This window comes from Rheinheimera texasensis DSM 17496, assembly GCF_000711985.1.
Classification (GTDB): domain Bacteria; phylum Pseudomonadota; class Gammaproteobacteria; order Enterobacterales; family Alteromonadaceae; genus Pararheinheimera; species Pararheinheimera texasensis.
On record NZ_KL544005.1, the window covers coordinates 276,236 to 302,103 of the forward strand.

Below are 25,868 nucleotides of genomic sequence, written 5' to 3' on the forward strand. Positions count from 1 at the left end.
TTTCGGTCCGTTTTTAATGAAAAAATTATTGATTTACATAGCAAATCGTCTTTGGCTCATTCTGGCAATTTATGCCGGCAGTTTGATTTTCGGCGCGATTAGCTTTGCCGTGATTGAACAAAAATCGCTGGCTGACGGCATATGGTGGGCCACAGTCACGTCGCTGACCATTGGCTACGGTGATTTAACCCCCGTGACTCCCATCGGGCGTTTTGTCGGCATTCTGTTTGGCCATTTCTGGATTTTTGTCGTGATCCCGATGATTGTCGCCAACATCATTATGCATCTGGTCGAAGATAAACATCTGTTCAGTGACGAAGAACAACGTGAACTGATGCAGCGCCTCAAACGCATAGAAGCACGTTTGGAACAAAGCAAAGACTAAGTCATATCACCAAGCGCAGCCGCTTTGGATTCACGTCGGCTGCGCTTGTCAGAGCATATCAACGCTTGGGGATCACTAGTTGATGCGGCGCCAGCCACTGCGCGGTAGCGCTATGAACTGAGGCGATTTGATGCCATTGAGCACGACATTCTTGATGACTGAACTCCACCAATAAATACCCGCGCCGCGACAATTCACACCAGGCTAATTCGTCAATCAGCTGTGGTAACAAATGCGCTAACTGCGCCGCCTGCGCACCATCCAGTTTCAGATACTCTTCAATACCAGGCGATGACACTGAAGCCGTGGCCAGCTCAGTCGCCACAGGCTCACCTGCCGCGTTTTTCAGTTCGCTGTGCCAGGCATTGTGAGTATCGCCCGCCAGTACCAGCACTTGGCGACCACTCTGTTGCAAGCGCTGATACAAGTGTTCACGTTCGGCCGGGAACCCGTCCCAGGCGTCGAGATTATAAGGCAACACGCCTTGCAGCCGCTGTTGTTCAGCAGCAGTCAGTTTCGCCAGCGGTTGCGCTTTTAAATCAGCCAGTTGTTGTAATTGTGGTAATAACTCCGCGCCGGGTTTACCTAGCGCGGCCAAAGCTTCCCCCGGTAGTTCCATCCGCGCCATCAGCACCTGCTGCGCCAGCACCTGCCAGTGGCAAGCGGATTGACTCAGGCCCTGGCTCAGCCAGTCCAACTGCGCCGGCCCCAACAAAGTCCGCGCCGGGTCCTGCACCGCTTTGATCATTGCCGCGACATCGAGTTTGCCATCGCGCTGAAACTGCGGGAAATCCAGCCATTGGCTGCGGGCACAAACCCGGGTATCCAGCAGATACAGCTGGACTAAGTCGCCATAAGCCAGACTGCGGTACAAAGGTTCACCTTGCTGCACCTGTGGCCGGATCGGCAGCCACTCGTAATACGCCTGCAGCGCCGCCAGTTTACGCGCCTGAAAATCGCCCTCGCCCGGGCTGTGGTTTTCGGCACCGCCAGTCCAGGTATCGTTGGCGATTTCATGGTCGTCCCAGACCAGTAAAAACGGATGACGACCATGCAGTTGCGCCAGCGCAGCATCGGCGCGATAGCAAGCGTAGCGCCGGCGATAGTCTTGCAAAGTTAACAATTCACAGCGGTTATCCGGCGCATACAAACGGCCAAACTCGGCGGCGCGCTCTGTGGCATAACCATCGGCGGCATATTCATACAGATAATCACCAAGGTGGATCACCGCGTCTAAATCGCTGCGTTCTGCCAGTTGCTGATAAACATGAAAATAACCGGCTGGATAATTACTGCAGCTGACCACAGCAAAACGGGCGGCAGTTAAAGCGCCTTGCGGCAGCGTGCGGGTCTGCCCCACCGGTGAGGACACCGAACCGGCCCGAAAACGATAAAAATAGGACTGGCCGGCGCTTAAACCGGCGGCATCGACTTTAGCGCAATAATCCTGGTCAGCATGCGCCACACAATTGGCGGCGACCACTAAGTTGCGAAACGCCGCATCTGTGGCGACTTCCAGTAGCATCTGCACCTGAGCCAGCGGGCCGGCGGGCGTCACCCGCGTCCATAACACCACCCGGTCATGCAGCGGGTCGCCGCTGGCGACACCATGCAGAAAATTAACCGGAAACTCAGGCTCTGCGCCCCCCAACGTTGCACCTGGCGCGCTGACACAACCACTGACAGTACTAAAACCACCGGCTGCAGCCACTATGGCGGACAACCTCAAAAACTCACGACGACTCCACTGCTTCATATCAGACTCCGGCTGTATTTGCGCCAGTCTGCGTGAAGAAAATGACCGGTTGATGACGTTGACACCACACAATGCTGCGCCATAAATCTTTCACGGAATTGTCAGAAATTTGCCGCATCGCGCAGGCAAGATGCTCGCGGCTTCTTCCTGTGGCCACCCCGTTTTGGGTTGTTGTGTATCCTTGTCCTTGGTCCTTGCCGATTTTTTGGGGCCTGAATGGTGACGTCATCTGACGTCACCTTTTTTATTGGCGAATCACAACGCCGGCGTCACCGGCGCTTCATCACGGTGGTGAATTCATGCACGGCTAATGCGGGAAAAAATCTGACCAGGGTGCCGGATGACCCAAACCATACCCCTGACCATAATGCACACCGATACTGCGCAGCAGCACACAAGTGGCTTCATCCGGCACAAATTCGGCAATGGTCTGAATTTGCAGACTGCGGGCGATATCGGCCATCGCCCTTACCATCACCGCATCAGTGGCGTTTTGCGTCATGGCTTTAACAAAAGAGCCGTCAATTTTCAGGTAATCCACCGGCAGATGTTTCAGATAAGCAAAAGATGACATGCCAACACCAAAATCATCCAACGCAAATTTGCAGCCGATTTGGCGCAGACTATCAATAAAACGCCGGGCGGCCGCCATGTTCGTGATAGCCGCAGTTTCGGTGATCTCAAAGCAGATTTTGCCAGCCGGAACACGGTACAGCGCAAGCTGCTGCTGAATATAAGGCAACAGATCCGGGTCACTGAGCGACGGCCCGGAAAGATTGATAGCGATTTTATCCAGCAGCTGCAGCTGCTGCGGGCTTTGAGCCAGCAGTTGCAGCACACTGCGGATCACCCGGCGGTCAATCAAACCCATCAAGCCCTGCTGTTCTGCCAGCGGAATAAACAACGCAGGACTCACCATCTGCCCGTCGCTGTCGCGCAGCCGCAGCAGCACTTCCAGGTGTGTGCCCTGCCCTGCTACCGACAGCGGCACTATCGGCTGGGCATAGAGTTCAAACAAATCTTCATCCAACGCTTTGTGCAACAAGGATAAAAGCTGGCGCTGCTGAGCCAGATGATTCAGTTCTGGCCCGTTGGTATCAACAATAAAATAGCGGTTGCGACCCTGATGTTTCGCCAGATAACAGCCACTGTCGGCAGCTTTGATTAAGTCTGTCAGGCTGCCCTGATAACCATCCAGCGCCACGACACCGACACTGGCGCCAATGGTAAAAATCTGTTGTTGCCAGTCAAAGCGAAAAGCGGCGATTTGCCGCAATAACTGCTGTAAATGCTGGCTGACTTCGGCCAGATCTCGGCCAGTTAACACCAGACAAAACTCGTCACCGCCGACCCGGGCCAGCACGTCAGCTGCAGTTAAATCGGTGCTGAGTAAACTGGCGACCCGGCGCAACAGCTCATCGCCGGCCAGATGACCGCAACTGTCATTGATTTGTTTAAACTGGTCCATGTCGATGTAACACAAAGCCCCGGCCTGCGGTGATTGCAGCAGGCCCGCGAGGCGTTGCTCAAAGGCGTAGCGGTTTAATAAACCGGTCAGCTGGTCATGTTCAGCCTGGTAGCGGATTTGCTGTTGCAGCGCCTGCTCCTGACTGACGTCGCGAAAAGTCATGGCCAGCCCCTGTGCCGATTTCACCACCTGCAAGCGCAGCCAGCGCGCGTGAATCAGCGTGGACGGCTGCGCCAATACCGCTTCATACGGCTGGCCAGTCTGGTCCACTTTCAAACAGCGGCGCAATAACCATGCTGCATCCAACTGCTGGCAAAGCAGCGCCAGCGATTGGCCGGGCAATAACAAAGCTGCATCACACAGCTGGGCGGCAACTTTGTTACTTTGTTGCAGTAAAAAATCACCGGTCGCAGCATCGGTCTGGCGCGACCACAATAACATCGCATCCAAAGACGCATCGGCTGCTGACTGATATAGTTGCTGGAAACGCCGCACTTGTGCGTCTTTGGCAAACTGGCGATACAACAACAGGCCGATGCCGCAAGAGATAACAAAACCAAGCCCGGCCATCCAGCAGGCGCTTTGCCAGATATCGGTCTGGCTCTGCACGGTAAAATGCCATTGCCGGCCGGCAAAAACCAGAGGTTGAGTGACTTCCGGTGCCGAAGTAGTAAAACTACCGCTTTGCAGCAACACCCGGGCGCCATCCTGCATGCGAAAACTCAACCCGCCCGCTTCCAGCTCACTGGTATAAACCCCGATAATGGTGGTGATATCAAAGAATGCGGATACATAACCATGGGGTTTACCCTGCATACTGATAGCGCGGCTGACCACCAGGCTCTGTGGCTGTTGTGGCGGGTGCAGCACGGCGCTATTTTCGAGTAGTGGCGTGCCGAGTAAGGTTGGTAAATGCAGCTGCAACAGCTGTTTGCGCCGCAGCGGGTCAATCGACCAGGCCACCCGCCCCTGCTGATCGAGCAGCGCCAAATCGCGCAATCCCGGCAGCATCTTCGCTAAGGTCACGGCCCGGACATTAAACCAGTCTATTTCATTGGCGGCCGCAACCGGCCAGTGTCCGACTAAATCATCCAGCGCCCGTACCCGGTCCGCCGCCATAATTTCCAGCGCATTGCTGACTTGCTGCGCCACAGTTCTGGCTTTGATTTCGCTGGTTTTTTGGTTGCTAAGCCCAAGATAGAATGCGATCAGCAGAATGATGGAAAAAATAAACAAACTGGCCAGACTGGCGACTAAAGCGGGACGACGCTGCATAGACTTCTCCAAACAATCTTCGCAGTCTATGCAGGCAATATGACAGTATTAAGACATTTCAGATCAGGCTCTCGTCCACTAACAGCCGGTTGCGGCCCTGTTGTTTGGCTTTGTAGAGCATTTCATCAGCGCGTTGCAGCAGTTGGCGGGCCTGGGTGTGTTCCTGCGGCACCACAGTCGCGAGGCCGGCGCTGAGCGTGACGATGCCGCCGGGCGAATATGGGTGCGGCAAGGCCAGGTGCTGGATTTTCAGCAGGATATTCTGCGCCAGAAACTGCGCGCCATGACTATTAGTACGAGGCAACAATACGGCAAATTCCTCACCGCCAAAGCGCGCCAACAAGTCATAAGGCCGGCCAATCGCCTGTTGCATCGCCATGGCGACCCGGCGCAGACATTCATCGCCGGCCAGATGCCCAAACTCATCGTTATATTGTTTAAAATAATCAATATCCAGCATCAGCAGCGACAACGGCTCATTTGCCCTGCAGCAGCTGCGCCATTCCAGTTCCAGTTGCTGGTCAAAGCGCCGGCGGTTGGCAATACCGGTCAGGCCATCTATCTGCGAAATAGCTCTTAATAAATCAGCTTGTTGTTTGAGCTGTAGCTGGGTTTTAACCCGGGCTTTGGTGATAATCGGATTGACCGGCTTATGAATAAAATCTACTGCGCCCAGTTCGAAGCCGCGTACCTCATCGGCTTCATCAAAATGGGAAGTGATAAAAATCACCGGAATAGCCGCCAGTTCCGGATCGGCTTTTAACCGGCGGCAGACTTCAAAGCCGTCCAGCCGCGGCATCACGACGTCGAGCAAGATCAGATCCGGATGCAGTTCAGCGCATTTCTCCAGAGCCTGTTCGCCATTCAATGCAATAAACACATCAAACTCATGGCGGAAAATCTCATACATCACCCGGATATTCAGCTGGTGATCGTCCACCAGTAACAAACGCGGTTGCGCACCGGGTGTGGCATACCACTGGGTATCATGCGACATCAAATTACCTTCCTTGCCAATTGTCTGAGCGTATTCAGCGCAGCGCAAAAATCCAGTTGCTCGACCTGCGCGCTAAGTTGTTGATAACGTGGATCCGCTGCCAGTAATCTGGCAGTCAAATCCAACGCCGATAAATGTTGTTGTTGCAACGCCAGCTCCAACTGCCGCAACAGTTCAGTTTCTCCCGGAGGTTCAGACTCCGATAGCGCCTGTGGGTTCAGTGTGGGCAGCGCCGGTTGCTGCGCGGCAAACTCGGTCCAGCATAGCCTGAATTGCTGCAGGCTTTGCTCCAGCAGCGGTTCTAATGCCTGAATATCCGCCGGCCCCCCCTGCTGTAGCTGTTTACCGGCCACCCGCAATGCCTGCGCCAGTTGCGCGGCGCCAAGTGTCGCAACGACACCCTGCAAGGTATGTAACACGGCACGGCGGGCGTTATTGTCAACAGCTGCTGTGTACATCTCACTTTGCTGCTGCCATTCCTGCGGCAGGCGCTGCCAGGCCTGGTATAACAACTGGCTGTTACCACCAAAGCGCGACAACAACTGCGGCAACGGCTGTAAAAGACCGCCGCTGGCCGACTCCTGGCAGTGGATCTGGCTGTCAGCTTGCTGCGCCGGAATTTCGCGGCCACACAGCGCCAGCAATTGCGGGCACAAAGTTTTTAAATCAATCGGTTTGGCAATATGCGCGTTCATGCCGGCTGCCTGACAGGCGATCTGGTCATCGGCGGTGGCGTTGGCGGTCATCGCCACAACAGGTAACTGTGCCGGCGTATAAAGCTGGCGGATTTGTCTGGTGGCGGTCAGTCCATCCATCCCAGGCATCTGCAAATCCATCAGCACCAAATCAAAATATTGCTGCTGCACCAATGCCACCGCAATAAAACCATCGACCGCCAGCGTGACGCGGGCGCCCGCCGACAACAGCAACTGCTCAGCGACTTCACGGTTCAGCGCATTATCCTCCACCACCAGCAAAGACAAGCCAGCCAGTGGTTTATCCGCCAACCTGACTGGAGCCTGCACTCTGGGCGTGGCTGGTCGCAGGGCTTGCTGAATGCGGCTAGCCAGTTGCTGCGGCGTGACGGGTTTAATCAGCACGTCACAGATCGGCTGATCTTGCTGGCGCGCCAGTTGCTGCAACACCTCGCTTTCAAAAGCGGTGACCATCATCAACATCGGCATCGGATTTGGCGTGGTATGCGCCGCAATGCGGCCCTGGTTTTGCTGCAGCATTTGCTGTGCAGCCGCAAGGCCATCAAGCCCGGGCATCCGCCAGTCCAGCAACACCAGCTGGAACGGACAGTCAGCCTCTGCCGCCAGGCGTACAGCCTGTACCGCAGCTTCCCCATCAGATACGGCGGTGACGTCACAGCCGAACTGTTGCAAACTGGCGCTCAGACTCTGGCGCACCAGCACCTGGTCATCCGCTACCAACACTTTCAGCGACTGCGGCAACAATGCCGGTGCCTGCTCTGCAACCAGCGGAAATTCCACGCTGAAGCTAAAACAGCTGCCTTGCCCCGGTGTGCTGTCCAACTGCAGTTTCGCCGCCATTAAAGCCAGCAGACGCTGACAAATGACGAGGCCAAGGCCAGTGCCGCCAAAGCGGCGGCTGATCGACGTTTCCGCCTGACTGAAGGCATTAAACAAGCGTTGCTGCTGTTCGGCTGAAATGCCAATGCCGCTGTCTTCCACCTGAAACAACAGTCGCACTTTACCCGGTGCTGCCGTTTGCCGGCTGACACAAAGCCGGACATAACCTTGCTGGGTAAATTTCAGTGCATTGCCGGCCAAATTGACCAGTACCTGCTGCAAACGCAGCCGGTCAGCCAAAATGCTGGCCGGTAAATCTGCTGCCAAATCAAACAGTAATTCCACGTGTGGGTTCTGGTGGGTCGCACCAAGCAATACAGCGACGTCCTGAAAGAAGCTGGCCAGATCCAGTGGTGCCGGGTCCAGCTCCAGCCGGCCAGCGTCAATTTTGGAGAAATCGAGAATATTGTTCAGCAGCCCTAACAGCGCAGTCGCGGCTATCTGGGTTTTGCCGACATAGTCGGTCTGCAAATCACTGAGAGCTGTTTGTTGCAGCAGCTGTAACATACCGAGCACTGCATTCAGCGGCGTGCGGATCTCGTGGCTCATGTTCGCCAGAAATTGCGACTTGGCCTGATTGGCGCTGTCGGCCTGTTCTTTGGCCTGCCGTAATTGCATCTCCAGTTCACGCTGGGCGGTGATATCGAGGTTAATCCCGGTCATGCGCCAGGGCGTGCCGTCGGCTTTGCGTTCGACCGTGGCCGCGCCCTGAATGTAACGCACACCGCGGTCCGGCGTAACGATGCGGAAAATCGGCTCATACTGGCCGGTACCGGCGAGCGCATGCTGCAGCGCAGCTTCGGTTACCGCCAAATCCTCCGGATGCACCCGCTCCTGCCAGTGCTGATAACGCAGGCCGGACTGCGCCAGAGCCGGATCTTGCCGGTAAATATCAAACATCCGGCCATTCCACCATAATTCGTTATTTTCCGGCTGCCAGGTCCAAACGCCCATGTGCGCAACTTCAGCAGCAATACTGAGCTGGTCGCGCAACATAGTTAAATCCAGCTCGGATTGCAGCTGTTCGCTGAAATCCAGCGCAATCAGCAGATAACCCAGCAGTTCGCAGCTGGTATCGCGGATTGCGGTTAAGGTCAGTAGCGCCGGTAAACTACTGCCGTCCTGACACGTCAGCTGACTACGCCAGGTTTCCGGTGCTCCGGTTTGTGCCAGATGCGCCAGTAAATCGGTCTGAGTTTCACCAGATAAACCCATTTCCCGGCTACGGCTGATAAGCTCGCTGCTATTGAGTAACGCCGTCAGCTGAGCCTGCCCGGCCATCTCCGTCGCCTGATAGCCCAGCATCAGCTCGGCGCCGCGGTTAAACAGTTGCACCACGCCGTGTTTGTCGAGACTGATAATGGCGACTTCCGAAGCGGCCCGCAGCACGGTATCAATCAGTTGATGCAGTTCGGCACGATGTGATTCGGCCTGTTTACGGTCAGTGATGTCGCTGGACAATGCAATGTAACGTTCGGTCAGTCCGGTGGCATTGAGCAGCGGCATAATCACAGTGTCGTACCAGCGCAAACTGCCATTTTGATGCCTGTTACAAATCTCACCGCGCCAGGCCTTTTGCTGGCTAATCTGCCCCCAGAGCTGCTGCCAGAACAGCACCGGGTGTACGCCGGAGTTGACGTGCTGATGCGTCTGCCCAACCAACTCGACCCGGCTGTAGCCGAGGCTTTGACAAAACACCGGATTGACATCAAGGATCCGGCCCGACGGGTCGGTTTCGACATATAGAAACTGCGCATTAATAGTCGCCAGTAAGGTTTGATGCTGGCGCAGCGCCTGATCGAGCTGACGCCGGCTGGCGACCAGCTCGCCGATATCCCGCAGCGTTTTTGCTGCCGCGATAATGCGGCCTTTTTCATCATAAACCGGCGAGACATTCACCAGCACATCCAGCAAAGTACCGGATTGATGCCGGCGCTGCGTGACAAATTGCTTCACGCTGTCACCACGACGGATTTGCTGCAGGATTTGTTCTTCCTGCGATTTCAGCTCAGGCGGAATGATCAGGTCAGTCAGCGGCCGGTCAATCGCCTCGCACGTACTGTAACCAAACATCAGCTCTGCACCCTGGTTCCAGCTGGTGACCGCCCCCTGCAAATCCTGGCTGATAATGGCATCAGAGGAGCTGCGCACTATGGCCGCCAGTCGGCTTTTATGCTCATGAAACTGCTGACGCGACAGATAAATCCGCATGCTCATACTGGCGGTCAGCGCCAATAACAACGTCAGCAGCAGCCCCAATGCCGACTGCTGCTGCACGGATGGCAGGCCGAGCTGCTGACTGAACTGCTGATCTGCATGAAAATGCCATTGCCAGTGCCGGCCGAACACTTCACTGTCCAGCACAACATCGCCCTGTAACCCGGACGGCAAAGGGGCCAAACCAGACTGATAAAACACGCTGGGTTCGCCGGTGACATCGCGCATTTCCAAACCGATGCCACCGGCTTGCGGTAATAAATCATGCAACACTTCACCGGCGATCAGCGGCGCATAGCTCCAGCCCTGTAACAGCTGTTGCCGCTGCGCCACAGTCGCCGGCGTGACCCAGCCCTGATAGACCGGCAATAACATCAGAAACGCCTGCAAGGGTTTACCGCCAGCTTGCACCAGCGTGATCGGCCCGGTCAGTCTGGCTTCACCACTTTGCATCGCGGCGACCGCTGCCGCATAGCGATTGGGTTCCGAGCTGATATCCAGACCGATGGCCGCCTGATTACGCGCCAGCGGTTCGATATATTGAATGATGAAATGCTCATGCGGATGAGGCGCCAGCACGGTCAGCTTAAAATCGGCCGGACCAGTCTGCTGCGCCTGCTGTAAAAACTGCGACAACTGTGCCGGAGCGACCCGATGGATGTAACCAAAACCATGGGCACCGGGAAACTCCAGCGCAATATCCCGGCTTTGGTTGTAAGCATGGAAAGTCGCTGCGTTCAGTGCGCTTCCCGCAGTCAGCACATGGCCACGCACACCGCGCAGGCCGTATTGATAACGCTGCAGACGATCTTTGCTTTGCCGCACTATCTGCCCGGCCACATCGGTTAAAGCCTGCAGTGTGCGCTGATGGTTGCGCTGCTCCAGCGACCGGGCATACAGCAGTACCGCGGCAATCCCTGACAATAAAATCACCACAGCCAGCCATAGCGGCCACCGGGTTGGGGTTGCATTCTGCTGATCAGTCCAATGAGGTTGCTGTGTCATGCTCAATAATCCCTGACGCGATCAGTAAAAGAAGTGAACAGCACTGTGGCTTGATCACTGACCGCTGCTCATGCAGCTCCTGACTTTTGAAATTAGCACAGCGCGGCCCGACGTCCACTTTTTCGCAACAACCGGCGGTAATTTAACAAAAACTTCTGGTCAGATCTGTGGCAAAACTTTAGAGTCAATCAGGCAACAATTGCCGGCAATTACCAGGCATTGGCGGCGAAAAGCAGAAAAATAACAATAACTCAGTTACAGTGAGGACCATTAGTGGCTAAAACCATCATTAAATACAGCGCCGGCGTGTTACTGTTGCTCATTAGCATCATTGTCGTCCGGACTCTCAGCTTTAGCCCGCAGCCAGTTGCAGCGGTTGAACCCGTCGCTTTGACAGTCGATGTCGAGAAGGTCAGCCAGCATCTTTCAGCCGCGATCCAATTCCAGACCATTTCTTATGACAACAGCGCCAGACGCAATAAAAGCCGGTTTGTTGAATTCACGCAGTGGGTCGGTCAGACCTATCCGCAGCTGCAGCAGCTGGAGCTGACGCCGGTCAATGAGCTGACTTTACTCTATCGCTGGAAAGGCAAAGACAGCCAGCGTGCAGCGATGCTGCTATCAGCCCACTACGACGTGGTACCAGTCACGCCGGGCACCGAAAAATTGTGGCAACACAGCCCGTTTTCCGGCGCCATTGCCGACGGTTATGTCTGGGGACGTGGTGCGATGGACGATAAAGGCGCGGCAGTTGCCATGCTCGAAGCCATCAGCCTGCTACTGCAGCAAGGTTATCAGCCGCCGCATGATGTGTATCTGGCGTTGACGCACGACGAAGAGATCGGCAGCAAAGAAGGCGCCGCGGCAGTCACAGCGCTGCTGCAACAACGGGAAGTAAAATTGGCCTGGTCGCTGGACGAAGGCTCTTTTGTGCTGCGGGAGATGGTGCCGGGCGTGACGGCTGATATCGCCAGTATCAATGTCGCAGAAAAAGGTTTTCTGAATCTGCAGCTGACAGTGCAAAGCCCGGGTGGCCACAGCTCGATGCCGCCGGCCGAAACAGCCGTCAGTATTCTGGCCCGTGCTTTGACCCGCCTGACCGACCAGCAGGTACCCGGCGGCATCGACGGCCTGACTGCCGATTTTTATGACCAGCTTGGCCCGCATATGGCCCTGCTGCAACGGATGTTATTGGCTAACCGCTGGTTGTTCGGCGCTTTGCTGGAACATGAACTGAGCAAAATGCCGACCGCCAATGCCATGCTCAGGACCACCACGGCGCCGACTATGCTCACCGGCAGTATCAAAGCCAATGTATTGCCGCAACAGGCGACGGCTATCGTGAACTTTCGCCTGCATCCGCGCGACAGTGTCGATGCGATCCTGGCGCATGCCACAACCGTGATCAATGACCCAAGGGTTGAACTCAACGTGTTGCAGGGTATGGCTGCTTCTAAAGTCGCATCAAAAGACGCCGATGGTTTCCGGCGTATCAGCAACGCGGCACAAAGTACCTACGCGGTGCCTGGCGCGCAACATGCTCCGCTGGTGGTCGTTTCCGGACTGACCATCGGCGGCACCGACAGCCGCTTTTATGAAGAAGTGGCCGGTGCCAGTTACCGGTTTAATCCAATGGTGCTGACTTCGGCCGAACTCGGTGGCTTTCATGGTAATAATGAGCGGATCAGCCAGGACAATCTGGTCAAAGCCGTACAGTTTTACTACAGCCTGCTCAGTGCGCTTTGACAACCCGGAGTTCACGCTGGCTTTTTTGCGCCCGCTAAAACGCACTGCAAGTGCGTTTTAGCCCTGACGCACCGGGCCGGCGTCTGCTTCAATTTGTTGTTTTAGTTCGCTGGCAAAGCCGGCGATAAACACCCACTCGGCGACGATAAACAAAGGCCCGATTAGGAGCCCCATCAGGTCGTCGACAAAAGCCGGCTTTTTGCCCTCAAAATAATGACCAATAAACTGCAGCACCCAGCCAACGACGAACACCCCGACCGAGCCCCACAACCACTGTTCAGCAAACAGCTGCACCAGCTGTTGCGACAAGGCAAAACAGCCGCCGCTGAATAACAGCATCAGCACACCGAATTTCACATCAAGCAGCAAATAATACAGGCAGCTCAGCACCAGCAGCACCAACGCTGCACTGATGGGGCTACCAAACAGCGGGAACGACAACATGCCAAACACGCTGATCACAATCAGCGGAATGCCGGCAAAATGGGTCAGAATATTCCGCTGATCGCGGTGATACAGTGCATATTGGCTTAATTGTTCACGTAAAGTCCGCATTGTTTTTCCTTATTGTCAGAGGCTTTGCGATTCAATCTAAATCTGGTTGCAGTTAAACTCTGTCAGATACCTGACATTTAAGAGTGCCATCTTGTTGAATCAGCGAACAGCAGAGCAACTTGAACCGGCGCTACCCCTGCGCCAGCTTTAATAAAGCCGGCCGGTTCAATACTGTAATTCCACCGTATTGCGTCTGGATCAGGCCTTGCGCAACAAGCTGGCGTAGTAGCTGATTGGTGGTCTGGCGGGATAACGACAATAGCTGGCCCAGTTGCTCTTGTTGCAGCGGTACTGCAGCCTGTTGCAGACTAAGCTGGCAAAGCCGGCGGACCAGCCGCTGCTCTGCACTCAGCACTGCCCGGTCTTCTAATTCGATAAACACCTGACGCAGTTTACTGGTCAGCAGCTGACCAAAAGCCTGCCACCACAGCGGATCTGTATTGACCAGTTGCTGCAGCGCCGTCTTAGGTATCTGCCACAGCACGGTATCTTGCAGCGCAGCGGCATCATGAGTACGCGGCTTATGGTCAAACAAGGCTATCTCACCCAGCCATTGGCCCGGCGTCAGCAGCGTCAGCAGTGCCTGTCGCCCCGACTGATGCAAACCCGAGATCAGCAACTGGCCGTCTAGCAGCACGTAGATGCCACAAAAAGCGTCGCCGCGGCTAAACAGCGGTTGCCCGCCTTGCAGCAGACGTTTACGCCCAAAGCTCAGCAGTTGTTGCTGTTGTTGGCTGCTCAGCGCAGCAAACCAGGGATCGGCATCAAGCACCGCCAGCTCCTGCCTGGTCAATGCCATAGCAGTGCTCATGTCGCCGGCCAGTGCTGGAGCAGTCCCAGTTTTTGCAACACTTTTTCCAGCGCTGGCTCCGGTACCCGCAGCGGCTGTCGCGAACGCGCCAGATAAAGTCCAAGCGCCGCTGGTTGCTTAGCGGCTTGTTGCAACGATTGCTGCGCCAGCAACAGCTTCGCCACCGGAGCGGCAAAACCCCACAACGTCAGCATAAAAGCGCCGGCCTGCGCCGCTGTAAGCGCACTGACTTCGCCGTCGGCGCTTTGCAGCAACGCCTGACCCAGCTGATAAAACAGCGCAGCCAGCATCATCTGTTCCATTGCGGCCTGATCCAGCCCCAACCACTGGCCAACCTGCCGGCAATGTCCGGCTAAACGGACTCCGGCTAAGCCATCGCCCGAGTCGCGGTCCTGTGACACGCTCAGCGCCAGCACCACGCCATATAACAAACTGAGCCCCAGCCGGCTGATCGCCATCTGAATCGAATAGGTTTCCTGGTTAAAACCCATATAGGCCGAATTGGCCAGTTGCAGCAGGCGCGCACTCAGCACAGCATCCTGCTCAATTAGTTCTGCCAGTTTGTCAATACGCACATCGGGGTCCAGCAACAGTTGTTGCAACTGGCTCACTAAGGGCGGGATCAGAGGCAGATGGGAGCAGGCTAGTAACTGATTGCGACAGCGTTCGCTCAGTCCCAGCGCGTCTAAAGCAGTTGCGACATCGATAAGCCCGGGCAGGCTCTCTGCCGGCACAGGCTGTAAACAAAATAAATGATAATGCTGCAGATAAGGCAGCAGCTGCTCGTCCTGACAATCCGGCACCGCCAATACCCGGATACTATGAGCAAAATGTCGTGCTATGTCGTCAACCAGTGGCGATTGCGTCAAATCCGTGATGACCAGTGCGGGCGAATCTGTTAATTGCAGTGCGCCGGCGGGATCTGTTCCGCTCAGTTGCCAGCCTTGCGGTAATACTGCCTGAATAGCAGTTGCAGGGTCTGAGATCCAGAGTAAATGCCCGGCCATCATGACCTCCACCAGTAAGAGTTAAACCGCGGCAATGCCGCAGTTATGGTAATGCTGCAGCTTTTGCAATGACTTGCTGTGCGGTCAAACCATGTGTTTGTTGTCCCAAAAACTGATAATTCACATGCTGTATTGCGGTGTCACTCTGCAGCAATGCGGCCGCCTGCATTTGTCCGGCGTGCACCTGAATTTTCACTAAGGCCAGCAAAAATTCAGCTTGTTGTGATTCCGGCATACTGCGTACCACCCGCTGCACACTTTGCTGCGTAGTTTCTGAGTTACTGCCATCGATAGTCAATGTGCGGTATGACTGCGGTGCCGCGCAGCCTTGTACCGCCAGTAACAGTAATGCGCAAATGAGGCTTTTGCCACTGCGGCTGGACGCACAAATAACCCGGTTGTGAAACAATTCGGTAAGCATGGTGTCGACTCCTGTCGGTAAGTGTTAACAGCATGTATAGTTTTAACAAAAAATATCGGAACTGACCAGATTAATCTGCCGGTGCTGCTGCGACAGGCTGAAACCATAACGAACTGTCTGGTAAAGGGAAATTAACTGGCGCCAATGGATTTTCCATTCGGATCTGCCGGCGCTTCGCCAGACCAGCCCGGGCAATCGCCACGCCATATCGTTGCTGAAATAACCTTTCAAACCTGCCGCTGGCGATCAGCCGGTGTAAACCACGTTCGATAGCATTGGCCAGCCGTTGATTATTGCGATTGACAAAAAAATACACCGCAGACGGATATACCAGCACCAGCTGAGGTTCTACCATGAACTGCCCTGGCTGAAGCAGTACATCGTCATAAGCTTCAAATACGGCTCTGGGAAATGCGTCTCCCCGTCCTTTTTGCAGCATGTCAAACAGCTGCGGCGGATGAGTACTAGTCAACACTGATAAGCCGTTATGCTGCAAAATTTCTGTATCCGGCCAGTCATGCCCCTGAATAAACGTGAGTTTTTTTAACTGAGATAATCTCTGAAGCTGCTGAAATTTTGCCTGTTCGCCCTGACGGATCAGCAATAATCGCCAGCCGTTCAGGCCTCGATCCAGTGGGATCCGCACCGGTAGCAATTGTTGTTCGCGTGCTGCTGAAGTCATACTCCAGTACACATCGACCTGACCGGCAGCGATTTCTTTCAGCACCCGGCTTTGCACCATGTCCTGCCCTGAGGGTTGCAACAAATAAGTTTCACCGGACGCCTGCAACGCCTCTGTGAGTAGCCGCAACGGATAACTCTGTTCAACCGAGACGGGTTGGCGCTCCGGACTGCCATAAATCACCCGCATAGCGGGCTCGGCATCGGCGCTGACAATAAAAGGCAGCAACACAGCTATCAACAAAACTGCACGCAATTCACCGGCTCCCTGGTTATGTGTGTTCGCATTCTGTGGCTCCCATTACCTTACAACAGCCCTAACGGCTGTACCAGTAGTGTTGCTCCGGTTTCGGAGACAAACAACTGGAAATTGGCTGTTCGCCGCCCGGAACCTCGGCGTTTCATCCGGGTCATAGCAGCTGACTGATTCGATGATTGGCAGGCAAGGTATTGTCAGAGCACAAGGTTTTCTCGTTTTATCGCTGGTTGTTGCTGTCGTTGCTGGTCCATCTGGCCATCGCTGCATTGGTATTGCTGCAACAACCGAAAGCTGCAGTAACGCAGCCAAGAGCCGTCCCAATCACTGTGTTTGCTATCAGCAAGCCGAAACCGACCGCCCCGACTGAGCCTGTTAAAGCCGGGGCGGTGACCGCTGAAACGATGAAACCAGAAAAGCTGCAGCCATTAGCGCCAAGGCAACCTAAACCCACTGTCGCGGTGGCGGTCAAAACCACAAAAACGGCCCGTCAACGCAAACCCGACAACAGACCAGCGGCAGCGGTAGTAGCAGCGCCTCGCCAAAAAGCACCACCGCCGGAGTCAGCTACGGCACCCGTCGAATTCTCAACTTTGCTGGATTCAGTTGCGTCGCGAACGGCGCAACGTGAACTGTCAGCAGAAGAACTCGTAGCCTTGACCACGCCCAAAACTGAAACTACAGCCAAACCTGAAACAACCATCCGCCGGCCAGCCGTCAAACCCGGCACAGGCCCGGCCGCAGACGTGCTGGAAACCTTGCCCGATGGATCGCAGCTGGTACGGGTTGGCAAAGGTTGTGTACTGGCGACACCGGGCGCAGACCTTCGAAAAGATATTCACAGTATGAAAGTGGTCGGCTGTGGTGCCGGCGGGCGCAGTGAACAGGACCGGATTGATGCCCACTTTGAGCAGGTGATGTCCAAAGTAGGTCAGCACCGCTGAGATGAATTCTGCCCCTGCTTATCCCTTTTACGACACTTCCGCGTCTGATAACCGGCATGCTGTAGTAAAGAGTAACCAGGACATCACCATGAAATCACTGCTGTTTTTTGCCTTGCTGTTCAGTGCAGCACTGCAGGCATTGCCCAAGGGCTCGACCTTATACCCGCTGCCCGATGGTGCGTTGCATGTCAGGCTGATGCAGCCTGACAGCCAAAAAACACAGCAGGTTGATACGGCAATAGTGCTGATCGCCGGCCCTAATGAATACTTTTTTGCCGATAGCGGTTTTTTTGCCTTATTGCAGCCGGTGTTAGCAAAGCATCACCGCACTTATGCAGTAGACCGGCAAAGCAGTGGCTTCAGTTCAGACACCGCCACACCGTCTTATCGCAGGTTCGCCAAAGATTTAGCGCAGGTGTTACCGCAGTTACAGGCGAAAAAATTTCTGCTGGTCAGCTTCGCCAGTGGCAGTATCACAGCCCGTCTGCTGGCCGATGATCCGGCTATAGCGCCCCGTCTGCACGGTTTGTTGCTGCTGGACCCGGACGTTCCCACGCCAGCCGCACTCGAGCTTTATAATGGTGCACCGGCCGACTGGTATCGGGCGCATCTGCTTGAACTCCTGCCGGAACTGGCCAAAGGCGTGTGGAATGACAGAACTGCCAAAAAAATCAGTGCAGAACTGACGCAAATCCGCCAGTTAGTGCCGACGGCACAGCAGCAATTGACTGACTGGGATTACCTGCAGCAACTGCAGGCGAGCCGTTTGCCAGTGAACCGTCAACAGGCCAGAGCGATAGAAATTGCCCAGTATCAGGCCGATTTAGCCGCTTATAGCCAAACCCCCTGGCAACAGAGTGCGGTACCAGTGTCAGTGGTGGACGGTGATTTTGAAGCGCCTTTGATCGCAGAAGCCAAAGAAGACAAAGCCCGCCTTGCACGCTGGCGGCAGGATGGGCTCGAATTCGCTGCTACTTTGGCGAAAAACAGTGGCGGCCGTTTTGTCGCCTTGCCGGCACAGAACCATTTGCTGATGTTCAGCCATAGCGCTGAGCTGACACAGCTAATTGACGAACTAATCGCTGCACCCGCCGGTGCAGCATCTGGCAACTCAGCCCGCCGCTAAACGTGCGCCCAGAATCGCCGCACCGCGCTCGCCACTGGCGGCGCCAAACTCAGCGCGGCGCAGCGGTGGCACTTCGACACCGGCAAACAGATGGCGGCTGATTGCGGCCGGTAACGCCGCGAAGATTTCATCAATGTCAGACAAACCGCCGCCAAGCACCAGCACGTCCGGATCATAAGCCAGCACCTGCGCCGCTAAGGCCGCCCCCAAGGCGTCCAGATAACAGGCAAAACAATGTTGCGCCACTGCATCACCGGCACGCAGCGCCTGCAACCAGTCGTAAGTGGTCACTTGTCGCTGACTGAAATGCGTGTAAAGCCGGGCCAATCCAGTACCGGAAATATAAGTCTCCGCACAACCATCCAGGCCACAACCACAGCGATACAGCGGCAACTGATATTTGGCCAGCACCCGGGCCGCAATCGACTGATGGCCCAGCTCGCCGGCCAGCTGATGCCGGCCCTGATAGAGTTCACCATCAACACAAAGACCACCGCCGGCACCGGTGCCCAGGATCACGCCAAATACCCGGCGATAACCGCGGCCAGCGCCAAGCAAAGCTTCTGACAACACAAACAGCCTGCAGTCATTACCAATCGCCACCGGACGCTGCAAACGTGCGGTTAAATCAGTGCCGACCAACTGCTGATTCAGGCAAGCCACATTGGATGAGGTCACCAGCCCCTGTGGCGCCACCACGCCAGGCAAAGCAATACCCACCGCTGCTTTGTGGCCAAATTTCTGGTCCGCCAGCGCCACCTGCGCACTGACAGTTTGCAAAAACACGGCATAATCATCAGTTGGCGTCGGTACGCGCCAGCGCTCGACCAGGCTAAAATCGGGCCGAAATACCGCCATTTCAATTTTGGTGCCGCCAATATCCAGACCATAAATCATCAGGCTCTCTCCGTAAGTGTCGGGGCGAACGGATATAAAGTTACGCCCTGCACCACCCGGTTGACTTCGCCGGTCGGACACGGATTATCTGGTGAGATCTGAAGCTGCAGCGCTTTAAAAAATGCCAGCGTCTGGCAATACACAATCAGTGGCAAAGCCAACCAGGCATCTGCCAGCGAATCAGCACCACAACAGCTGTCGAACTTTACCAGCCGGGTATAGGCAGCCCGGCGGTCACGGTGCACTTCTTCATATAAATCAACATCGTACTTTGCGGTATAGGGGTCGTTCGAACGCAAAATAAACACTTGAGTCTGCGCATTCACTACCGACTTCGGGCCATGGCGAAAACCAAGGCTGCTTTCATAAAAACTGCTGATTTGGCCTGCGGTCAGTTCCAGATATTTCAGTGCCGCTTCGCGGGCGATGCCGGCCAGGCCGCCACTGCCGACAAAAACCACACGCTCAGCTGGTAATTCGGCCTCGGCGCGGACCGCCGCACTTTGCGACAGTAGCTGTTTTGTCACGTCAATAGTCTTGCTGAGCTGTGACTGCTCTGGCTGAAACAGCCATAAAGTCGCCAGATACATACCGGTAAAACTGCTGGTCATGGCAAAACTGCGGTCGTGGCAAGCGTCCGGCAATTGCAGCACCTTACTCTGGCGATGGTTCTGGCCATATTGCGCCAGTCGCCCGGCGGCATTGCAGGTGATGATCAGATGCCGGCAATCCGGTACTAACTGATCAGCCAGCTCGGTGGTTTTCAGGCTTTCCGGGCTGTTGCCGGAGCGGCCGTAACTGATCAGCAATGTCGGATATTGCGCCTGCAGATATTGCGCCGGATTACTGACCAAATCTGTAGTACTGATAGCCTCCAGTCGCTGCGTCGGGTGTGGTAGTCCTACCGAGAGCGCCGGCAATAACGCCTGGCCAATGTAAGCCGAAGTGCCGGCGCCGGTCAGAATAATGCGCAGGCCGGGTTCAGCCAGTTGTACCCTGAACCACTGGCTGAGTTCAGTGTCAGCATTGATTTGGCTGACAATTTGCTGCCAGATGCTTGGCTGCTGAGCAATTTCGCGCGCCGTCCATTCTGCGGCGGCTTCAGATAAGCAAGCTGCAGTCAGGCCCAGTGTTGTTGAATTTGATAAAGAGTAAGCGACCACAATAAAACTCCCGGACCCGGTTTCAGGCTGCTTGCGCAGGTAAAGACGGTACAGCCGCCAGACCGCAGGCACTGGCATACATTTGTAGCACCAGGCGGATATGATGTTCCACCAACGCCACAGGCTCAGCTACCAGCAGACCATTCAGCACGGCCTGATACTGCTGTGGCATAAACTGGCTTAATAACGGCAGCGGAATTTGGTTTTGGCTCAGGTTGCCGACAAGCCGGCTCACCGCCTGCTGTAAGGCCGGCTGTTGCCAGTAGTAACGAATGCGGTCGCTGTAACTGTATTGGCGCAGCAACTGCTGCTCCAACATATTGCCGGGATAAAATTTCTGCCAATAGCCAGGCTGCAACTGCATCACCCGCTCGCACACGGCGATAAGGTGCGACTGCTGCTCCACCGGCACCAGTTGTTGTTCGATGTAACAGAGCGCAAACAACGCTTCGCGCAGCGCAAAAGTCAGCTGAGGCCCGACTTTAAGAATGGCAAAATGCTGTTGCACCAGCTGCTGATAGCGGCTTTGTGGCTGGTAATCTGTGGAATGGGCCTCAAAGACTAGCGCTGGGTCTTTACTAATAAAATCAGCAAGTTGTACGCTCGCCACCGCATCAAATGCATGCACCTGGGTATTATCAAACTCAACGCCAGGCTGTACCACTACGGCAATGACTTTTTGCCAGACATCATCGCCTAAACCCAAACTGGCAAAGGCCTGCTGATGCACCGCGATAGTGGCCGCGACATTAGCAACCGGAGTAGGCTCAAGATGTTGCTCAAGGCTGCTGACGCCGCCGGGCGCCGGCACTTCAGTGCCAATCACGTAACAAAGCTGAACCAGGGACTGCTGGCCCGCTGCGATTTGTTCAGCCAGCGTTTGCTCGGCAACCTGGCACAACCGCGCCGCACGCGCTGCGATCACCGCATCCGGCAGTGGTTTTGGGTCATCAGCACAAGGCATGCTGGTGTCCAAATGGATTTTATGAAAACCGGCGCGGACGAAAGCCACGATTAAGGTTTCAGCTTTGGCCATCGCCACTGCCGCAGGCTCTGCCGTCCAGCACACCGGGCCTAAGTGATCACCACCAAAACACAGTTGGTTCATGCACAGGCCCTGCTCCGCCGCCAGCTCTTTGACGAAGGCAATAAAATCAGCCGGTTGCATGCCGGTGTAACCACCGTCCTGATTGACCTGATTGGCAGTAGCTTCAATCAAAAGCAGCGATTGATCCGCTTTGGCCTGTTGGATGGCTGCCCTCAGCACCATCGGGTGCGCCGAGCAGACTGCGTAGATTCCCTTGCTTTGGCCCTTTTTGTTGGCGCAAAGCAGTTCAAGCAAAGCGTTCATACCCCTCCTTATGGACTGATCACATGCACTTGCACCCCCATCCGGGTCAGCTCTTCAACATAAGCCGGCGGAATTCCGGCATCTGTCACCAGCGTATGCACTTGCATCACATTACAAATCAGATGAAAACCACGACGGTCAAACTTGGATGAATCAGTGACCACTATCACTTCGCGCGCCACTTCACACATCAGCCGGTTCAACGTCGCCTCGGCTTCAAAGTGGGTCGACAGGCCGGTTTTTAAATCAAAGCCATCCACCCCTAACACAACTTTGTCGAACTGATAGTTTTTCAGCGCCTGCTCGGCCTGAGCACCATAAAACGACATCGATTTTTTCCTGAGCGTGCCGCCGGTCATCATCACTTCGACTTTGTCGACCTGCGACAATTCCAGCGCGATGTTCAGACCGTTGGTCATCACAATCAGGTTTTTATGTTCACGTAAATTCGCTGCCACTTCTTCAGTGGTGGTGCCGGAATCGAGGATGATGCGTTCATCATCTTTAATCAGCGCAGCCACTGCGCGACCCAGCCGCTGCTTGAGTTCCGAATGCTTCTGCCGTTTTTCTTTTAACGACAACTCGCGACTTAGATCATCGTTAACCATGGCGCCACCACGCGAGCGCACCAGCAGTCGTTTGCTATCAAGCACAGCCAAATCACTGCGGATCGTCACTTCAGATACGCCAAAGCGCTGCGACAATTCCGCCACCGACACTTTGCCCCGGGCATTGGTCAACCGGACTATTTCCTGCTGCCGTTCAATGGTATTTAAGGTTTCCACCTTGTCTCCCTGCCCGTTACCGGGCTGTTGCGTTGTACCTTACCAGCTAAAATAAAACTTTCAATATCTTTCGTTTTATTTCTTTTGCTGCATTTCCATTAATGACTGCTGATATTCAAAAGTCTACTTTATTAAAGTGAAATAAAATAAACACTAATATCATATACACATCAATACTTTAGCCAATCAAGAGGCATTTTAATCAACACCTCAGCATAACTTTCAGATCTATTCGAAGCCAATTTTAGCGCCAAATCTTCTAATCGAAAACAAAATAAACATTGCGATCACTTTCGGCTCAGATTTATAAAGAATCTCGAAAGGTTTTGATCGCTGTCGTAATCGTCTAACTGTCGTCAAGCTGTGCTTTCACTGCAGTTTACGCCAACTGACGTTCTGACGATATCAGCTTTCGAAATATTCAAAACAAAAAATAACCACAGCGTGGAGGGACTATGTCACAGGGTACATTTCGATATCACAAGCTGGCGCAGCTGGTGATGCTGGCCATACTGGCACCGCAGCAAGCTTTCGCAGCAGATGCCGACAGCGACAAACAAAAGCAGAAGAAAGCCAAAACCGAACAAGTCGAAAAAATTCAGGTTACTGGTATTCGCAGCAGTATTAAAGAATCGCTATTTTTAAAACAAAATGCGGTGTCGGTGATCGATGTGGTCGTGGCTGAGGATATCGGCAAATTTCCCGACGAAAATCTGGCAGAGGCGCTGCAACGGGTGCCTGGCATCACTATCACCCGTAACGGCGGTGAAGGCCAGAAAGTCATAGTCCGTGGTATGGGTGATGGCTACAACGTGACGACTGTCAACGGCCGGCGCGTTGCTTCCGAAAACAGCGGCCGTGATTTTAACTACGATACTATCGCCTCAGAACTGGTCAACTCTATCGCTGTATACAAATCGCCGGAAGCGCGCTTGCAGGAAGGCGGCATTGGCGCTGTGGTCGACATTCAGACCCGCAAACCGCTAGATTTAAAAGGTTTTACCCTGACAGGTTCGGCCAAAGGCGTCTATGAAAACCGTACCGGCGACACCCAGCCGCATGCGTCTTTTCTAGTTGGCGATTTATTCGAAGATGGCAAACTCGGCGTGATTTTCACCGGTGCATATTCAGAACGCACCATCCGTAATGACACTTATTCAGCCTCAGGTTTTTATGACGAGCAGGAAGGCGTGACCGAAGCGACCTTACCGATCGACAAAAACAACGATGGCAAAATCGACGAAGCCAGCGAATTATTTCCATCCAAAATCCCGGCTTACATGTATTACGCCAACGCGCAGGACGTGCGGGAACGGATGGGCGGCACGCTGTCACTGCAATATCAGCCGAACGACTGGATTGACCTGAGCCTCGATACTATTTATTCACGTTATACCACCAAAGGTAACCGCTACCAGATTGGTTTCGTCAACTATGACGAGAGTTGGACGCCGGGCACACCGCTGTTTAACAACGCCAGTTTTGGCCCGGATGGCCGGGTGACTGCGGTAACACAAACCGCCAATCCGATGGTGGAGCTTTTAAACTTAACGACACCGCGCAAAACTGACACCTGGCAAGTTGGTGCCAATGCCAAATTCCAAATCAGTGAGTCGTTCAGCCTGACAGCCGATGCATCCAGTTCAGAAGCCAAAGATCAAAACAACGGTGATAACCGCTTTATTGTGGCGCGCGGTTTTGTCGACTCAATCAAAATCGACTACAGCAAAGACAATAAACTGCCGGACGTGACCATAGCTCCGGCGCTGAATGCCGACCAAACCTACGGCGCGCACTACAGCTACAACAGCGGCACCGGCGTCACTGATAAAGTCGACGAAGCCAAGCTGATTGGCCAGTATAAAATTGACGATTCAGTGCTGACGCAGGTCGATTTTGGTCTGACCTACGGCAAACAAAGCAAAGGCCGCAGTGAATATTCGTCGAAAAACCCCAGCCAGTTCAGTCGCGGCGGTTTTTATCTGGCGCGGGATAAATACACCTTTGATGCCAGTTCGGTGTTTAAACAAGGTGAATTTGAACTGTTCCGCATCCCCAAAGACGTGTTCGTTGCACCGAATTTCGACAATTTCCTCGACGGCGAAAACAGTATCCAGCCCAATCCATGGCCAAGCTTTGACTATGACAAACTGCTGGCGTTTTACCGTTCCATTAATGCCGAAGCGGCGGACAAAAGCATTGTCGCGAGCTTAAATCAGGCCGGTGCATTTGAAGTCAGCGAAGCTGTGACCGCTGCTTTTATTCAGGCCAATATTGAAGATACGGTATTTGGTCTGCCGTATTCGTTAAACCTCGGTCTACGTCAAAGCAAAACTGAAGTCACCAGTGAAGGTTATTCCTATGATTTCAGCAAAATTACCCTTGATAGCGCAGGGTTACCATCGAACAGTGACTGGCGCAAGATTGTCCGCGTCAGCTATGACGGCAGCTACAGTAAGTTATTGCCAAGCATGAACTTTAAACTGAGTTTGCAGGATGATTTACAACTGAGGGTCTCGGCTGCAGAAGTGATGGCAAGGCCAAGCCTCGATCAGTTAAAACCTTGGGTATCGCCCAATTACACCAGCAAGGTCAATGGCTTGCCGGAGCTGGATATCCGTTTTCCGGATCTGCCTCCAGAGCTGGCCAATCAATATGACGTGACACTGGAATGGTATCTGGCTGACAGTTCGCAGCTGGCGTTGGGCTATTTTGTCAAAGACATCAAGTCCTTCATTGATACAAAAAAAGGCAAAGTGACCTTTGGTACTATTGATTATTGGGCCACCTATCCGGCAGTTGGTGAATATGGCGCGAAAATTAATGGCCTGGAAGCAGCCTGGCAACAATCGATGGAACAATGGTTACCGTCACCTTTTGATGGTTTGGGTATTCAGCTGAACTATACCTATGTTGACAGCAAGTTTGACGACCCGGCATTAAAAGACTTGTCCTACACCGGCATGTCAAAAGACTCCTACAACGCCGTGGTGTATTACGAAAAATATGGCGTGCAGGCGCGACTGGCCTACAACTGGCGCAGCAAGTTCCTCAGCTACCCGGGTGACTGGGGTGGTGACAGCTGGACTGCCGCTTATGGCCAGCTGGATGCCAGCGCCAGCTACGACTTTAACGAACACCTGACAGTGTTTGTCGAAGCGTCGAACCTGACCAATGAACGTTATTGGGGTTATGTCAAACAACCGGATCAGGTCAATTATCTGGAACGCTTTGGTACCCAGATTGCGGTTGGTGTGCGCGGTAACTTCTAAGCTGCGGACCAAACGAGCTGTAAACGACTGCGCTGGCATGGCCAGTTGTAAACAACCCAGCTGGCTTGGCCAGTTGTAAACAAGTTGTACGCTGCCCGGCTTTCGGGCAGCATCTTCCAATGCCGCCGTCCCAGGCGGCACTGCTTTATCTGAGG

General features: G+C 54.4%; 19 protein-coding genes. 5 read left to right on the forward strand and 14 right to left on the reverse strand.

Annotated elements, in window-relative coordinates; translation table 11 throughout:
- The first annotated feature begins 16 nt into the window (after positions 1 to 16).
- Entirely contained in the window at positions 17 to 385 is a 369-nt protein-coding gene (locus Q399_RS0111915) for a potassium channel family protein (RefSeq protein WP_031568736.1), read from the forward strand.
- A 58-nt stretch (positions 386 to 443) separates the two neighbouring features.
- Here the strand turns inward: Q399_RS0111915 and Q399_RS0111920 are convergent, their stop codons facing one another.
- The 5 genes from Q399_RS0111920 to Q399_RS0111940 form a co-directional block, all read right to left on the reverse strand.
- On the reverse strand, positions 444 to 2,141 hold the full coding sequence (locus Q399_RS0111920; protein WP_031568738.1) for an alkaline phosphatase D family protein: 1,698 nt from the start codon (positions 2,139 to 2,141) through the stop codon (positions 444 to 446).
- A gap of 1 nt (position 2,142) precedes the next feature.
- Entirely contained in the window at positions 2,143 to 2,370 is a 228-nt protein-coding gene (locus Q399_RS22125) for a hypothetical protein (protein ID WP_157836286.1), read from the reverse strand.
- A 78-nt stretch (positions 2,371 to 2,448) separates the two neighbouring features.
- Positions 2,449 to 4,884 (reverse strand): putative bifunctional diguanylate cyclase/phosphodiesterase, encoded by a 2,436-nt coding sequence (locus Q399_RS21570; protein WP_051685934.1) that lies wholly within the window; start codon positions 4,882 to 4,884, stop codon positions 2,449 to 2,451.
- Positions 4,885 to 4,942: 58 nt separating this feature from the next.
- Positions 4,943 to 5,881 (reverse strand): diguanylate cyclase domain-containing protein, encoded by a 939-nt coding sequence (locus Q399_RS0111935; RefSeq protein WP_031568742.1) that lies wholly within the window; start codon positions 5,879 to 5,881, stop codon positions 4,943 to 4,945.
- Positions 5,881 to 10,698, reverse strand: a complete 4,818-nt coding sequence (locus Q399_RS0111940; protein ID WP_031568744.1) for a PAS domain S-box protein — start codon at positions 10,696 to 10,698, stop codon at positions 5,881 to 5,883. The genes Q399_RS0111935 and Q399_RS0111940 overlap by 1 nt, the downstream gene beginning before the upstream one ends.
- A gap of 273 nt (positions 10,699 to 10,971) precedes the next feature.
- On the opposite strand from Q399_RS0111940, the gene Q399_RS0111950 reads away from it, so the two are divergent.
- Positions 10,972 to 12,444, forward strand: a complete 1,473-nt coding sequence (locus Q399_RS0111950) for a M20 family peptidase (RefSeq protein ID WP_031568746.1) — start codon at positions 10,972 to 10,974, stop codon at positions 12,442 to 12,444.
- A 57-nt stretch (positions 12,445 to 12,501) separates the two neighbouring features.
- On the opposite strand, the gene Q399_RS0111955 is transcribed toward Q399_RS0111950, so the two are convergent.
- The 5 genes from Q399_RS0111955 to Q399_RS0111975 all read right to left on the reverse strand — a co-directional run bounded on the left by Q399_RS0111955 (position 12,502) and on the right by Q399_RS0111975 (position 16,175).
- On the reverse strand, positions 12,502 to 12,999 hold the full coding sequence (locus Q399_RS0111955) for an Mpo1 family 2-hydroxy fatty acid dioxygenase (RefSeq protein ID WP_031568747.1): 498 nt from the start codon (positions 12,997 to 12,999) through the stop codon (positions 12,502 to 12,504).
- A 130-nt stretch (positions 13,000 to 13,129) separates the two neighbouring features.
- Positions 13,130 to 13,798 carry a Crp/Fnr family transcriptional regulator gene (locus Q399_RS0111960; RefSeq protein WP_031568749.1) on the reverse strand — a complete coding sequence of 223 codons (669 nt, stop codon included), beginning with the start codon at positions 13,796 to 13,798 and terminating at the stop codon, positions 13,130 to 13,132.
- 8 nt (positions 13,799 to 13,806) lie between these two features.
- Entirely contained in the window at positions 13,807 to 14,820 is a 1,014-nt protein-coding gene (locus Q399_RS0111965) for an HDOD domain-containing protein (RefSeq protein ID WP_031568750.1), read from the reverse strand.
- A gap of 40 nt (positions 14,821 to 14,860) precedes the next feature.
- Entirely contained in the window at positions 14,861 to 15,238 is a 378-nt protein-coding gene (locus Q399_RS0111970; RefSeq protein WP_031568752.1) for a DUF6694 family lipoprotein, read from the reverse strand.
- 70 nt (positions 15,239 to 15,308) lie between these two features.
- Positions 15,309 to 16,175, reverse strand: a complete 867-nt coding sequence (locus tag Q399_RS0111975; RefSeq protein ID WP_031568753.1) for a substrate-binding periplasmic protein — start codon at positions 16,173 to 16,175, stop codon at positions 15,309 to 15,311.
- Positions 16,176 to 16,369: 194 nt separating this feature from the next.
- Here Q399_RS0111975 and Q399_RS0111980 point away from each other — a divergent pair, with 194 nt between their 5' ends.
- Positions 16,370 to 17,119 (forward strand): hypothetical protein, encoded by a 750-nt coding sequence (locus Q399_RS0111980; RefSeq protein ID WP_031568756.1) that lies wholly within the window; start codon positions 16,370 to 16,372, stop codon positions 17,117 to 17,119.
- Positions 17,120 to 17,207: 88 nt separating this feature from the next.
- Positions 17,208 to 18,245, forward strand: coding sequence for an alpha/beta fold hydrolase (locus Q399_RS0111985; RefSeq protein ID WP_031568758.1), 1,038 nt, complete (start codon positions 17,208 to 17,210; stop codon positions 18,243 to 18,245).
- Here the strand turns inward: Q399_RS0111985 and Q399_RS0111990 are convergent.
- From Q399_RS0111990 to agaR, 4 genes are read right to left on the reverse strand one after another with little or no spacing between them, the layout of a single operon-like run.
- On the reverse strand, positions 18,231 to 19,142 hold the full coding sequence (locus tag Q399_RS0111990) for an ROK family protein (RefSeq protein WP_031568759.1): 912 nt from the start codon (positions 19,140 to 19,142) through the stop codon (positions 18,231 to 18,233). The genes Q399_RS0111985 and Q399_RS0111990 overlap by 15 nt on opposite strands.
- Complete coding sequence (locus Q399_RS0111995) at positions 19,142 to 20,383, reverse strand: AgaS family sugar isomerase (protein WP_084164286.1); 1,242 nt, start codon at positions 20,381 to 20,383, stop codon at positions 19,142 to 19,144. The genes Q399_RS0111990 and Q399_RS0111995 overlap by 1 nt, the downstream gene beginning before the upstream one ends.
- Positions 20,328 to 21,656, reverse strand: coding sequence for a D-tagatose-bisphosphate aldolase, class II, non-catalytic subunit (locus Q399_RS0112000; RefSeq protein WP_031568762.1), 1,329 nt, complete (start codon positions 21,654 to 21,656; stop codon positions 20,328 to 20,330). Before Q399_RS0112000 ends, Q399_RS0111995 begins: the two co-directional genes overlap by 56 nt.
- Before the next feature lie 8 nt (positions 21,657 to 21,664).
- The gene (gene agaR, locus Q399_RS0112005; protein ID WP_031568764.1) at positions 21,665 to 22,441 is read right to left on the reverse strand and encodes a transcriptional repressor AgaR; all 777 of its coding nucleotides are present in this window, start codon (positions 22,439 to 22,441) and stop codon (positions 21,665 to 21,667) included.
- 455 nt (positions 22,442 to 22,896) lie between these two features.
- On the opposite strand from agaR, the gene Q399_RS0112010 reads away from it, so the two are divergent.
- Positions 22,897 to 25,713 (forward strand): TonB-dependent receptor, encoded by a 2,817-nt coding sequence (locus Q399_RS0112010; RefSeq protein ID WP_031568767.1) that lies wholly within the window; start codon positions 22,897 to 22,899, stop codon positions 25,711 to 25,713.
- The last annotated feature ends 155 nt before the right edge of the window (positions 25,714 to 25,868 follow it).

Coding starts and splice junctions, on each gene's coding strand:
- Q399_RS0112000 (WP_031568762.1), bottom strand. CDS start 21,656: ATGAACGCTTTGCTTGAACTGCTTTGCGCCAACAAAAAGGGCCAAAGC.
- Q399_RS0111915 (WP_031568736.1), top strand. CDS start 17: ATGAAAAAATTATTGATTTACATAGCAAATCGTCTTTGGCTCATTCTG.
- Q399_RS0111990 (WP_031568759.1), bottom strand. CDS start 19,142: ATGATTTATGGTCTGGATATTGGCGGCACCAAAATTGAAATGGCGGTA.
- Q399_RS0112010 (WP_031568767.1), top strand. CDS start 22,897: ATGTCACAGGGTACATTTCGATATCACAAGCTGGCGCAGCTGGTGATG.
- Q399_RS0111940 (WP_031568744.1), bottom strand. CDS start 10,698: ATGACACAGCAACCTCATTGGACTGATCAGCAGAATGCAACCCCAACC.
- Q399_RS0111935 (WP_031568742.1), bottom strand. CDS start 5,881: ATGTCGCATGATACCCAGTGGTATGCCACACCCGGTGCGCAACCGCGT.
- Q399_RS0111970 (WP_031568752.1), bottom strand. CDS start 15,238: ATGCTTACCGAATTGTTTCACAACCGGGTTATTTGTGCGTCCAGCCGC.
- Q399_RS0111955 (WP_031568747.1), bottom strand. CDS start 12,999: ATGCGGACTTTACGTGAACAATTAAGCCAATATGCACTGTATCACCGC.
- Q399_RS0111960 (WP_031568749.1), bottom strand. CDS start 13,798: ATGGCATTGACCAGGCAGGAGCTGGCGGTGCTTGATGCCGATCCCTGG.
- Q399_RS0111920 (WP_031568738.1), bottom strand. CDS start 2,141: ATGAAGCAGTGGAGTCGTCGTGAGTTTTTGAGGTTGTCCGCCATAGTG.
- Q399_RS22125 (WP_157836286.1), bottom strand. CDS start 2,370: ATGACGTCACCATTCAGGCCCCAAAAAATCGGCAAGGACCAAGGACAA.
- Q399_RS0111965 (WP_031568750.1), bottom strand. CDS start 14,820: ATGATGGCCGGGCATTTACTCTGGATCTCAGACCCTGCAACTGCTATT.
- Q399_RS21570 (WP_051685934.1), bottom strand. CDS start 4,884: ATGCAGCGTCGTCCCGCTTTAGTCGCCAGTCTGGCCAGTTTGTTTATT.
- Q399_RS0111985 (WP_031568758.1), top strand. CDS start 17,208: ATGAAATCACTGCTGTTTTTTGCCTTGCTGTTCAGTGCAGCACTGCAG.
- Q399_RS0111995 (WP_084164286.1), bottom strand. CDS start 20,383: ATGCCAGTGCCTGCGGTCTGGCGGCTGTACCGTCTTTACCTGCGCAAG.